The organism is Rania fehmarnensis, from assembly GCF_056494185.1.
In genome coordinates this window covers 859,932-873,469 of record NZ_CM151398.1, presented here as the reverse complement: position 1 = coordinate 873,469, position 13,538 = coordinate 859,932, and the positions used below count along the sequence as shown (strand labels likewise).

Below are 13,538 nucleotides of genomic sequence, written 5' to 3'. Positions count from 1 at the left end.
TTTTCTCCTTTGGTCTAAGTCCATAACAGCCAGAACCCAAAATCTTACTGGTGTAACCAACTTGAAAAGCTCTGCTTTTGTTCTGGACGCGGTTCCTTAACGATCTGAATTTCCCAATTGGCAGCTGGTTTGGCGTCAATGGTGACCGAAAGGGTCATCAGTTTTCCGCGCCGGGCGATCAGCAGTTCAAGCGTTTCGCCGATCTTATAGAATTTCAAGCGTTCGTCGAGCGGCTCGCTTAGGCGAAAGCCTGCCAGTCCGAGCAATTCGTCGCCCACATTCACGCCAGCCACAAATGCTGGCGAACCTTCGATAATCCGACTGACATTGGTGCGACCGTCTTTGCTCTCAGTAGTAAGACCAATCCACGGCGCGTTCTTAGGCGTTTCGCTGCCGGTGTCAGCCTTGGGATCAGGAGCACTCGGCGCGTTTGCCTTGAATTCCAGGCCAAGCCATTCAAGTGCTTCGCTGTAATCCAGTTCTTCCGATGAATGAATCGCGCGTTGAAACCAGGGCTGCATATCGCTACCAGCCACCTCGCTGGCAACCTGTACGATGTCTTGATTGGTGAAGCCCTGTGCGCCAGCGAATCGCTGATAGAGCGTGCGCATGACATCGTCGAGTGATTTCTGATTGTTGGTTCGTTTGCGGATCGCAATGTCTAGCAAGAATCCAACGATAGCGCCTTTGTTGTAGTAGCTGATAGACGTATTGGTAGAGTTTTCATCCGGGCGATAATATTTGATCCATGCATCGTGCGAAGATTCGATGAGTGATTGCTTGTGCCGCCCCTGCATGGCCTGCAGTGTCTCGATCTGCTTCGACAAGACGGTTAGATACTGCTTGGGCTTATTCAGCTTGGCACGGGCCAGCGCCAGTTCGTCATAGTAGCTGGTGATTCCTTCGGCCATCCACAGTTCATCAAAATAGACTTCGGATTCGTAGTCGTACTTAACCAACGCTTTGGGCCGCAGTCGTCTGACGTTCCAAGCGTGGAAGAACTCATGGCTGATCAGCCCCAGCCACTTTTTGTAGTTCTTGTCGTGGCTGAAACTCCAACGATTGGTGATCACCACCGTCGAGTTATCATGTTCCAAACCACCGCCGCTCTCGGCGATGAGATTTATGAAGTAGTAACGCTTGTACGGAACCGATCCCCACATCGCTTGATGTTCGGCGACAATCTTCCCGGCATCAGCGGCCGCCGCTTCCACATTCCAAAATGGTTCTCCACCTTGATTGACTAAAAAGTGTTCGACTTCGCCCACGCGAAACGGATAGATTTTGGGATTACCCATCAAAATCGGTGAATCGACTAGTTCGTCGTAGTTATTAGCCACGTAAGTATGCGCCGGCGCGCTGGTGGGATGTTCCAGCGGCGTAACCGATTGCTGCCAAGTACCGGGAAGGCCAATTTGCACCATATGCTGACCGCCAGCTAGTTGTGGTGAAGTCAGAAACGTCGCGGCGCCGGCCAAAATGCCAAACTCGGCATCGATAAAGTTGGTGCGAACCGACAGTTCATTGCAGTAGACACGATAACGAACCGTGACACCTTCGAGTGAGACACCGCTGATCTTCCATCTGTTCTTGCTGATCTTCTCCCAGGCCAGCGCCTTCTTCTCTTTGTCGAACGCTTCAAACGAATCGACGTTACGCGCGTACTCACGTACCAGGTACGAGCCTGGAGTCCAAACAGGCAAGAACAATTCCAAGTCACCTGCCACTGTCGGAGTGAATTTGGCTTCGACATGCAGATAATGCGTCTGCGGCGCATTGACAGTCAAGTGATATTGAACCGGCGCCTCCGCCCCACTGGTTCTCGCCGCGGCCAGGAAAACTGAAAGTGTAAAAATTAGATATCGATACATGGCCAACCCAATTAGCGAAAACAACGATGGAACTTCGTTTTACCCGTAGCCGCCAGGCGAGGTGCACCCTCTAACCCAACTCTGCGTTTACCTGACTGTCTCGTTTAACCCGTAGCCGTCAGGCGAGGTGCACCCTCTAACCAACTCTGCGTTTACCTGACTGTCTTCTTGCTTAAAGGAGTGACCTCTCACTGCCCCATCAACTCCTGCGTTCGCCTAGCCTGCGGCTACGGGTTAAACGATGGAGCCGTCAGGCGAGGTGCACCCTCTAACCAATCCTGCGTTTACCTGACTGTCTTCTTGCTTAAAGGAGTGACCTCTCACTGCCCCATCAACTCCTGCGTTCGCCTCGCCTGCGGCTACGGGTTAAACGATGGAGCCGCCAGGCGAGGTGCACCCTCTAACCAACTCTGCGTTTATCTGACTGTCTTCTTGCTTAAAGGAGTGACCTCTCACTGCCCCATCAACTCCTGCGTTCGCCTCGCCTGCGGCTACGGGTTAAACGATGGAGCCGCCAGGCGAGGTGCACCCTCTAACCCAACTCTGCGTTTACCTGACTGTCTTCTTGCTTAAAGGAGTGACCTCTCACTGCCCCATCAACTCCTGCGTTCGCCTAGCCTGCGGCTTACGGGTTAAACGATGGAGCCGCCAGGCGAGGTGCACCCTCTAACCAACTCTGCGTTTATCTGACTGTCTTCTTGCTTAAAGGAGTGACCTCTCACTGCCCCATCAACTCCTGCGTTCGCCTAGCCTGCGGCTACGGGTTAAACGATGGAGCCGTCAGGCGAGGTGCACCCTCTAACCAACTCTGCGTTTACCTGACTGTCTTCTTGCTTAAAGGAGTGACCTCTCACTGCCCCATCAACTCCTGCGTTCGCCTCGCCTGCGGCTACGGGTTAAACGATGGAGCCGCCAGGCGAGGTGCACCCTCTAACCCAACTCTGCGTTTACCTGACTGTCTTCTTGCTTAAAGGAGTGACCTCTCACTGCCCCATCAACTCCTGCGTTCGCCTAGCCTGCGGCTACGGGTTAAACGATGGAGCCGCCAGGCGAGGTGCACCCTCTAACCAACTCTGCGTTTACCTGACTGTCTTCTTGCTTAAAGGAGTGACCTCTCACTGCACCATCAACTCCTGCGTTCGCCTCGCCTGCGGCTACGGGTTAAACGAAAAATCCGGAGGTGTGCCCGCGGCTGCGCGGGTAAACGACTGTCCATACTCAGTGAACGCATCCAGGAAACCACCGTGACTGAGATAGAACTGCCCATTTTCCACGCCCATCGATCGATCGAAGCGATCGGCCTTACCGGTTTCATCGTGACTAAACTTGGCCGTGGTGAGTTCTAACCAGTTGCCTTGACTGGTTCGTACCCATTGATTGCCAAAGAGTGCCTTGCGATGCAGATAGCCTGTGTCGCCACCAAAGTTTTCACTGAAGCTGTGCAGGCCGCGCAAGTAACCACCTTCCTTAGGTGCTTTCCAACTCGCAATCAACAACCACTTCTGTTGGTCGTTCACGTACCAGTAGCCGGAGTAAATGGTAAACGTTTCGTCGACAGGTTTGGCAGTCACCACAAAACGCTGTGGTTGGCCAGTCTTCCACATCACTTTCAAGTGGCTATGTCCGCCCGTGCCTTCGTTACCAAAATCGCCTGTGTAAACGCCTGGGCCTTTGTCGATCAATTGGACGCGATTTTCGTTGTCCACTTTGTCACGACTAATCTCTTCATCACCGCTATCCCAAACACTGAAGATGATGCGTCGCTCGGTCTGGCTGTTGACTTGCATACCAAAGTAACCACGATGCCAGCCACAAGCCATGTAGAAGCTGTTCACGGGATCTTCCACCGCAGTCACTTCACAGGCAAAGGCTTCAACCTCTGTTCCCTTGGGCACTGGATACATCATGTGTACCGAAGCCGCGTTGCGCCGCTCTTTTAAGTTGAAGTGCACATCCTTGGTGGCAGTGCCTTCGAGCACCAGTGCCGTCACACTGGCCCGCAACTTTTCGGCTGCGTCGAGCGACTTGAGCGTAATGCGATGATGGCCGGGCGAAGCAATGGTGAATGTTCCAAATTCAGCCAGGCCATTGGCACTGGTAAGCAAAACATCTCGCACCTGCTGGCCAATAGTCAGCTGAAAATGTTGCGTATCGGCACCGCCGGTCTGCATCTCGACCTTGACGGAAATCTGTCCAGCTTGAGCGAACTTACCGTACCAGTTGATTGAACTTGCAGGATTCGTCCAGTCGGTGATCCCCTGCTCTTCCGAGACATCGGCCCCGCGCTCATGCGGTTGGATGTAAGCCGTAAACGCCGGTACGCGCACTTCGGCTATGCAGATCACCGGAAACCATAGCACGACGATAGATGTTAGCAAGTGTTTCATGACTGGCATTATAGTTAATGCATGTTGGTGGCATAGGCTTGCGACCTAGGTGAAATTTGGTCTGGGCCTCGGTTCGATGCAACTTAAAAGTACTAACACCGACTAGAAGGCAGGGCCCCAACAGGTACAATAGAGGACCCGCCTCCCCCTTCCTGCCGCTTACTCCCGCCTTGGTCATCCATGCGTACATCGAAGTTTAACTCTGCCGATGGATGCCGCGAGTTTCGTGGCTTGGAGAATGTCTCACGCCGACAAGCCCTTCAAATTGGTTCGATCTCGGCACTGGGATTGGGGCTTTCGCAGCTTCATCCGAGCCTGGCTACGGCTACTCAGACCCATCCAGCCCCGAGGGCCAAAGCCTGCATCTTTCTGTTCATGTGGGGTGGGCCAAGTCAACTCGATACACTTGACCTCAAGCCTGATGCGCCGGCAGAGATTCGCGGTGAATTCAAACCTATCGCGACCAAAGTTCCCGGGGTGCAGATATGCGAGCACTTCACGCGACTGGCGCAACTGACGGATAAACTAACCATTATTCGTTCGCTCTGCCACAACGATCCAGCTCATCTCTCCAGTGGCCACGCGACGGTCACTGGCCAATTAGCTCCCGTCATTAAAAGCGACGACGTGCCCCCCAGTTCCAAAGACTCACCGCACTTGGGAGCGTTGCTGGCCAAACTGCGGCCACAAACCAGTGGTCTGCCTTCGTTCGTGGCCATGCCCTGGAAAGCCTATCATCCAGCGGCACCTGGTGGCGAGGCTCCCGGACAACATGGTGGTTGGTTGGGTGCTGCCTATGATGGGCTGTTGCTGACTGGCGACTTGAATCAACCAGAATGGAAGCCGCCCGGATTTGCGCTGCCTGCGGACATCTCGCTCGATCGACTTTCCTCTCGCGTGGAATTGCTGCGCATGCTCGATAGTCAACGCGTCAGCTTTGAACGCTCGCAGCGTGCTAATTCCTATCACGATCATCGCACCAATGCGCTGCAATTAGTTTCATCGGACAAAGTTCGCCAAGCCTTTGATCTGTCGCGCGAAAGCGATGCCACGCGCGATCGCTATGGACGTAACGTCCATGGTCAGTGTGTATTGATGGCGCGTCGACTGGTCGAACAAGGTGTACCGCTAGTGGCCGTCAACTGGCACAACGATGGTCGTTCGTTCTGGGACACGCATGGCGATAACTTTAATCGACTCAAGAACGATCTCATTCCGCCAGCCGATATGGCGCTGTCAGCACTGCTGGAAGACTTAAAGCAGCGTGGGATGCTCGATGAAACCATCGTGGCTTGGGTCGGCGAGTTTGGACGGCGACCGCAAATCACCACCAGCAACGCCGGTCGCGAGCATTGGCCGTATTGCTACAGCGGCATCTTGGCCGGAGGTGGCATCGCCCAAGGCGCAGTTTATGGTGCCAGCGATGCTCGCGGCGCCTATCCGGTAAGCGATCCGGTCAGTCCCCAAGACTTCGCCACCACCATCGTTGACGCGCTGGGGATCCCCATCGATACCGTCTTGAATGACCGCGAAATGCGGCCCCATAAAATCTGCTCGGGCAAAGTTATCCCCATCAGCTAGTGGGTAGCCGATCTCGCCAGAGATTGAAGCATTAACGTAGCCGATCTCGCCAGAGATTGGAGGTTTTATCGTAACGCCTCCAAAGTCTGGCGACTTCGGCTACGTCTTCTCGGCGATCCTCTGCGTCTCTCTGCGTTGTCAAAACAGGAACTTTCTAACCATTCGGCCTTTGCGCGGAACGCGAGACGAAGCGATCGAGATAGATATAGATGACCGGTGTGGTGTACAGAGTTAGCATCTGACTAAAAATCAGCCCGCCGACGATCGTGATGCCTAAAGGCTGGCGAAGCTCCGACCCGACTCCCATGCCAATCGCTAGTGGCAATCCACCCAGTAGCGCTGCGCAGGTGGTCATCATAATCGGCCGGAATCGCAAAAGGCACGCTTCGTAAATAGCTTTCCGCGCGGTCCAGCCATGGGCTCGTTCTGCTTCGATGGCAAAATCGATCATCATGATTGCGTTCTTCTTGACGATGCCCACCAGCAGCAAGATACCGATCAAAGCCACGACGTTGAACTCGCTCTTGCAGATAATCAATGCCAAGAACGCTCCGACACCGGCTGACGGCAAAGTCGACAGAATCGTAAGTGGGTGGATGTAGCTTTCATACAATATGCCCAGCACGATGTAGACCGCAATGATGGCGGCCAAGATCAACATGGGCTGCGTCTGCAGTGAATCTTGAAAAGCTTGCGCTGTACCTTGGAATTGGCCTTGGATATTCTGTGGCATGCCCATCGACCTGACCGTATCCTGAACCAGCGGAACAATGTCGCTGAGCGAAGTGCCGGGTGTCAGGTTGAACGAGATCGTTACCGACGGAAACAGGCCCGAATGAGAAACCGATAGCGAGGTATTTCGCAATTCATAGCGGTACATATCGGTTAGCGGCATGTTCGAGCCACCAGCCGTTTGCATGTTAATATACTTCAGAGCGTCTGGACCTTGACTGAACTCTGAATCGAGTTGCATGACGACGCGATATTGATTCATCGATCGATACATGGTCGAAACGGGTCGCTGACCAAAGGCATCGTACAGAGTGTTGTCAATCGATTGAAACGAGATGCCCAACCGGGCCGCCGTATCGCGATCGACCGTCAAACGTGCTTGTAAACCCTTGTTCTGCTGATCCGAGTTTACATCGACCATACCAGGCACTTTGCGCAGGGCTACGGCCAGCTTCGAAGCCCATTCGTTCAGCTCCTGCAAGTTGCTCCCGCGCAGCGTGTATTGATACTGTGAGTTACTGGAGCGACCACCAATGCGCAAATCTTGAGTCGCCTGCAAGAACAGACTGGCACCTGCCACCGAGCTGGTTTTGCTGCGTAGCCGAGCGATCACCTGGTCTACGGTATCAGCACGTTCGTCCGGCGACTTGAGCGTCACGAACATTCGCGCGGTATTGGAACTGCCAGGACCAGGGCCACTGCCGGCAAAGGCAACCACTCTTAGAACATCGGGGTCCTGGCTGAGTAGATCGGCATACTGCTGGGCGGTCTGGGTAATGGACGTAAAAGATGTACTCTGGTCCGCCTGCACGTTGCCCATCAAACGTCCCGTATCTTGCTGCGGAAAGAAGCCTTTGGGCACAAGCAAATACAAGTAGACGGTCAAACCAATCGTGCTAAAGTTGACCAACATCGTCAGCACCGGATGTCGCAGAACCCATCGCAGTGACCAACCATAGAAGCTCTGAAGACTGTTCAGAAACCAACCCCACACGGACAGTCGTTTCTTACGATGGATATTGTGTGGCTTGAGTAGTACAGCACATAACATGGGCGTCGTGACCAGCGACACGACCAGCGAGATACCAATCGCCGTTGTCAGCACGATGGCAAACTCACGGAACAACATGCCGACGACTCCACCCATCAACAAGATTGGGATGAATACGGCTACCAGTGACACACTGATCGACAGCACCGTAAAACCAATTTCGCGTGAACCCAACAGTGCCGCTTCCAGAGGAGAAAGCCCGCGCTCGATATGACGACTAATGTTCTCAGTTACTACGATTGCATCATCAACGACAAAGCCGGTGGCAATGGTCAGCGCCATCAGTGACAAGTTGTCCAAACTGTATCCCAGTAGATACATCACTCCGAAGGTACCGATCAACGAAACTGGCACCGCTACGCTGGGAATAAACGTGGCTCGCACGTCGCGCAGAAACAGGAACACGACCAGAATCACCAGGACCACGCTCAAGACCAGCGTGAATTGCACATCGTGCAACGAGGCTCGTATCGTTCCCGTGCGATCCATGCCAACCTGCATATCGATTTCAGCTGGTATCTGCGCGTCGAGCTGAGGTAGCAGTGCATAGATGCGATCGACCGTGGCGATCATGTTGGCATCGGGCTGGCGGAACATCAGCACGTTTACTGCAGGTTTGCCATTGGCGATGCCGAAGGTGCGAATGTTCTCGACCGAGTCCGTAACCTTGGCTACATCCATCAAGCGGACAGGTGCGCCGTTTCGATAGGTGATAACCAGTCGTTGGTACTCTTCTGCGGTGAACAGTTGATCGGTGGCAGAGATGTACCAGGTGCGTAGACCGTCGGAGACTTGGCCTTTGGGCCGATTGGCATTGGCGGTACCCAGCACCGCTCGCACATCTTCCAGGCTGATCCTGAGTTGATTGAGAATCGTGGGATTCAAATCGACCCGCACTGCCGGCGCCGCGCCGCCACCAATAAAGACTTGCCCGACGCCTTGCACCTGGGCTAGTTTCTGCTGCAAGATAGTCGAAGCGTAATCGTAGACCTGCTGGCGGGTATACAATTCCGAAGTCAGCGTGAGCATCATGATCGGCGAATCGGCCGGATTGACTTTCCGATACGATGGATTGTTCGGCAGATTGGCTGGCAACTGACTGCGAGCAGCATTGATCGCCGCTTGCACATCGCGCGCAGCCGCGTTGACGTCGCGATTCAATTCAAATTGCAAGGTGATCGACGTCGAGCCAAGCGAACTGCTCGAGGTCATCTCCGTTACGCCGGCGATTCGACTGAACATGCGCTCCAGCGGAGTGGCTACCGAAGTGGCCATCGTCTCAGGACTGGCGCCAGGCAAACTCGCACTTACCGAAATCGTCGGAAATTCAACTTGAGGAAGCGGCGCTACAGGCAAGATGTTGTAGGCCAACATCCCGGCGAGCGTCACGGCAATTGTCAGCAACGTCGTCGCTACAGGCCGGCGAATGAAGGGAGCCGATAAACTGCTGGCAGGCAGAAGATTCATGGTTCTTCTCCTGGCTCGCTATTGGCCGCAGCACGCTCCCGACGCTTGCCGATGATCAGCAGCTTTTCAAACCACAGATAAATCACCGGCGTGGTATAGAGCGTCAGCATCTGGCTGACAATCAAACCGCCAATGATGGTGATCCCCAGCGGCTGACGCAACTCCGAACCCACACCTCCACCCATCGCCAGCGGTACACCGCCCAGTAGAGCCGCCATGGTGGTCATCATGATCGGACGAAAACGCAGCAAGCCAGCTTGATAGATCGCGTTAGTCGGATTCAGCCCTTCGTTGCGCTGCGCGTCGAGAGCAAAGTCGATCATCATGATCGCGTTCTTCTTGACGATACCGATCAGCAGAATGATACCGATCAACGCAATCACATTCAAATCGATGTCGGTCAACAGCAGAGCCACCAGCGCACCAACACCTGCCGAAGGTAGTGTTGATAGGATCGTGATCGGATGCACAAAGCTCTCGTACAGGATCCCCAATACGATATAGACCGTCACAATCGCAGCCAGAATCAACAGTGGCGTGTTGACGAGCGATTTCTGGAAGGCTTCAGCGGTGCCCTGGAATCCGCAGATGATGCTCGCGGGTAACTCGACAGCCTGCTGGGCTTTCTCGATCGATTTTACTGCCTGGCCCAGGGAAACCCCAGGTGCCAGATTAAACGAGATGGTCGAGACGGGAAATTGACCTTGATGGTTTATTGTCAGCGCAGTGGGACGTTCTTCGATGCGCGTGAGCGCAGCCAGCGGAGTGACTTGCTGGCCTTCGCCAGTGCGCACATACAGCTTGCCAAGATCACTTGGCGTCTGACGAAAGTCGGGATGCACTTCCAAGATAACTCGGTATTGGTTCAACTGGGTGAACATAGTCGTTACTTGGCGCTGGCCAAAGGCGTTGTACAGCGCATCATCGATGACTTGCGGCGTGACTCCCAGTCGCGAGGCAGAATCGCGATCGATGACCACGTTGGCCTGGAGTCCGCGCGATTGTTGATCGCTGGCCACATCGCGCAGTTCAGGTAAATCCTGCAGTTTGGCAACCAAACGTTCGGTCCACTCGTTCAGTTCGACGGTATCTGGCGTTTCGAGCGTGTATTGGAACTGTGTGCGACTGACGCGAGTTTCCACAGATAAATCTTGCACCGGTTGCATAAACAAACGAATACCGGCTAGCTGATCGACGTGGGACTGGAGGCGGCGAATCACTTCCAGCGCAGACTCATGTCGCTCTTCGTGCGGCTTGAGATTGATCTGGATGCGACCACTGTTGATCGTTAAATTCGTGCCGTCAATTCCAATAAAACTCGACAGGCTCGCCACAGCCGGATCTTCGAGGATCAACTTATTCAGTTGGGCCTGCTTCTGGCGCATCATTTCAAACGAACCATCTTGAGGTCCTTCGCTGATCCCCAAAATGACTCCGGTATCCTGAATCGGAAAGAAACCCTTGGGAATCAGCACATAGAGATACGCGGTCAAGCCCAGTGTGCCCACGGCGACTATCAACGTCGCGAATTGATGCTTCAGCACAAATCGCAGCGTAGTACCATAGGCGGCAATCACCGAATCGAAGGCCCACTCGGACCAACGAAAAATGACTCCTGCGTGCCTATCATGTTTCGACTTAAGCAGTTTTGCACACATCATCGGCGTAAGTGTCAGCGAGACCACCGCTGAAACTACGATAGTCACGCTGAGTGTGACGGCGAACTCGCGAAACAGCCGACCCACAATATCGCTCATGAACAACAGCGGAATCAGCACCGCCACCAGCGACACGCTCAGCGACAGGATCGTGAAAGCAATCTCTTTGGAACCCTTCAGCGAGGCTTCCATAGGTGAGTCACCTTCTTCAATGTAACGCATGATGTTCTCAATCATGACAATCGCATCGTCGACGACAAACCCTGTCGAGATGGTCAGGGCCATCAAGGTGAGATTGTTCAGACTGTATCCGAGTAAATACATCACTCCAAAAGTGCCGATCAACGAAAGCGGCACCGCCACGCTGGGAATAACCGTGGCCCGCAGATCACGCAAGAACAGAAAGATTACCAGCACCACCAAACCGATGGTGAGCATCAACTCAAACTGTACGTCTTTGATCGAGGCTCGAATATTGGTTGTGCGGTCGGTCAAAATCTGTACATCAATCGCCGCGGGCAATGAATCGCGCAGTTGAGGCAACAGGGACTTTACGCGATCGACGACTTCGATAATGTTCGCGTTGGGTTGCCTCTGGATATTTAACAGCACGGCGGGATCTTCGTTCATCCACGCGGCTTGTCGCACGTTTTCCACATCGTCGATGACGTTGGCGACTTCTTTCAAGGTGACAGGAGCCCGATTGCGATAGGTGACAATCAGGTCTTTGTACTCTTGGCTAGTTAACATCTGATCATTGGCGCTGAGCACCACCGCTTGATCGGCACCGTCGAAACTACCTTTGGCCTGATTGACGTTAGCGGCCACCAACGCCAAACGCACCTCGTCCATGGTCAACCCCAACGCGGACAATGCATTGGGATTGATTTGCACGCGGACCGCAGGTTTCTGACCGCCGCTGACTGAGACCTGGCCCACGCCCGAAACCTGCGAAATGCGCTGTGCCAAACGTGTATCGGCCAAGTCTTGAATGCGTGCCAGCGGCAGAGTATCAGATGTTAATGCCAAGGTCAGAATCGGGGCATCCGCCGGATTGGTCTTGGTATAGATCGGCGGGTTGGGCAAATCACGCGGCAGAAAGCTGCCAGCTACGTTGATAGCGGCTTGAACCTGTTGCACGGCGATATCGATATTCAGTTCGAGTGCAAATCGCAACGTGATTACCGAGCAACCATCCGAACTACTGGAGGTCATCTGCGTCAGGCCAGGTATTTGACCAAACTGGCGCTCCAGCGGCGCGGTTACCGACGAGGTCATCACCTCTGGTCCGGCGCCTGGGTAGAAGGTCGAAACCTGAATCGTCGGATAGTCGACTTGAGGCAACGCCGAGATAGGCAGATTTCGATAGGCGAGCAAGCCGGAAATGACGATCGCGACCATGAACAACACGGTGGCGACTGGCCTGATGATAAAGATCCGCGAGATATTCATTCAGACTTCGGCAGAATTACTTTGGCACCCGGTTGTAGTTTATCCAGTCCTTCTGTGACGACGATTTCTCCTGCTTGTAAACCTGAGTTGATCACCGTTCGCATGCCTTCGGTTGGACCGGCTACGACAGTGCGCACATCAACGGTAGCTTCCTTCTCTTCTTTGTTGACGACATAGACATAGCGATCCTTCGGACCACGCTGTACAGCGATCGATGGCACCGTGATGGCGCCGGTCAGTGTTTCCACCTTTAGTCGCACATTGACGAACTCATTGGGGAACAAGATGTTATCTTTGTTTTCGAAAGTGGCTTTTAGCCTCAGCGTCCCCGTCGTGGCATCAACTTGATTGTCGATAGCCGTCAGAGTCCCCTCGGCCAGCTTGGTGGTGAAGTCGCGATTGAATGCTTCTACCTTTAACTGGCCGCTCTGGTTCAGCTGAGTTTGCACGCGCAGGATCTCATCTTGAGGAATAGCAAACAGCAGCGAAATCGGTTGCAGTTGGGTTATGACCATGATGCCGGTGGGATCATTGGCTTTAACGATATTCCCTTGGTCAACAATTCGCAGACCGATGCGCCCGGATATGGGAGCCGTGATGCGTGTATAGTCGACTTGCAATTGGGCATTGGCCAGGTTGGCTTTGTCGACACTGACTACCGACTGGGCTTGCTTGAACAGTGCCAGTTGCTCATCATATTCTTGTTGCGAATTGGCATCTCGTGACCGCAGGATCTTGGAGCGTTCCAAGTTAACGCGCATCAGGTCCAGTTGGGCCTCGTCGCGTTGCATTTGTCCTTTGGCCTGGTCACGCATAGCTTCGTAGGGTCTCGCGTCCAGTTCGACCAGCAGGTCGCCCTGCGCGACCGATTGCCCTTCTTGGAATGAGACCTTTTTCAGCTCACCATCGACGCGGCTTTTCACGGTGACCGTATTAAAAGCCGTGACGGTACCCAGGGCATTAATGTACAGATCGATATCTTGCGTCTGGGCAGCGGCAATAACGACCGGTGTCGGCCGCGCCGGAGGGCGGGCCGCCGGAGTGGCCGGAGCAGGTATCCATTTGGCTACCACCGGTTGCCACTGTTTATAAGTCGCCGCAGCTGCCGCCAGCAAAGCCAAGAAAATGATGCCTTTAGTCCATCGCCACCAGAGTGACGATGGGCGCATCTCTACCTCGGAATCGATACTCGACTCCAGTTCCTCGGTCCGTTCGGGTTTCAGCATGGCCGCATCCAGGGAGGAGCGTAGGGTGGGAAAAGCGGCACTAAAGCCGGGAGATTGCGATTAGGAGTGCAGTGTTCTACTGACACAGTATAGTAAACACACCACCAGACCTA

Annotated in this window: 6 protein-coding genes; 1 reads left to right on the top strand and 5 read right to left on the bottom strand. The window is 54.0% G+C overall.

What is annotated here, in order from left to right; translation table 11 throughout:
• Positions 1-44 precede the first annotated feature (44 nt).
• Both SH573x_RS02735 and SH573x_RS02730 read right to left on the bottom strand, forming a co-directional pair.
• Positions 45-1,871 (bottom strand): M61 family metallopeptidase, encoded by a 1,827-nt coding sequence (locus tag SH573x_RS02735; protein WP_479352775.1) that lies wholly within the window; start codon positions 1,869-1,871, stop codon positions 45-47.
• A gap of 1,154 nt (positions 1,872-3,025) precedes the next feature.
• Positions 3,026-4,258: a DUF3472 domain-containing protein gene (locus tag SH573x_RS02730; RefSeq protein WP_479352774.1), complete on the bottom strand. Its 1,233-nt coding sequence runs from the start codon at positions 4,256-4,258 to the stop codon at positions 3,026-3,028.
• 180 nt (positions 4,259-4,438) lie between these two features.
• On the opposite strand from SH573x_RS02730, the gene SH573x_RS02725 reads away from it, so the two are divergent.
• Positions 4,439-5,839 (top strand): DUF1501 domain-containing protein, encoded by a 1,401-nt coding sequence (locus SH573x_RS02725; RefSeq protein ID WP_479352773.1) that lies wholly within the window; start codon positions 4,439-4,441, stop codon positions 5,837-5,839.
• 154 nt (positions 5,840-5,993) lie between these two features.
• Here SH573x_RS02725 and SH573x_RS02720 read toward each other — a convergent pair whose 3' ends face one another.
• Genes SH573x_RS02720 through SH573x_RS02710 form a run of 3 tightly spaced genes read right to left on the bottom strand, consistent with a single transcriptional unit; the run spans position 5,994 to position 13,425 of the window.
• The gene (locus SH573x_RS02720; RefSeq protein WP_479352772.1) at positions 5,994-9,089 is read right to left on the bottom strand and encodes a multidrug efflux RND transporter permease subunit; all 3,096 of its coding nucleotides are present in this window, start codon (positions 9,087-9,089) and stop codon (positions 5,994-5,996) included.
• Positions 9,086-12,199, bottom strand: coding sequence for a multidrug efflux RND transporter permease subunit (locus SH573x_RS02715; RefSeq protein WP_479352771.1), 3,114 nt, complete (start codon positions 12,197-12,199; stop codon positions 9,086-9,088). The genes SH573x_RS02720 and SH573x_RS02715 overlap by 4 nt, the downstream gene beginning before the upstream one ends.
• Positions 12,196-13,425, bottom strand: a complete 1,230-nt coding sequence (locus SH573x_RS02710) for an efflux RND transporter periplasmic adaptor subunit (RefSeq protein WP_479352769.1) — start codon at positions 13,423-13,425, stop codon at positions 12,196-12,198. The genes SH573x_RS02715 and SH573x_RS02710 overlap by 4 nt, the downstream gene beginning before the upstream one ends.
• Positions 13,426-13,538: the final 113 nt, after the last annotated feature.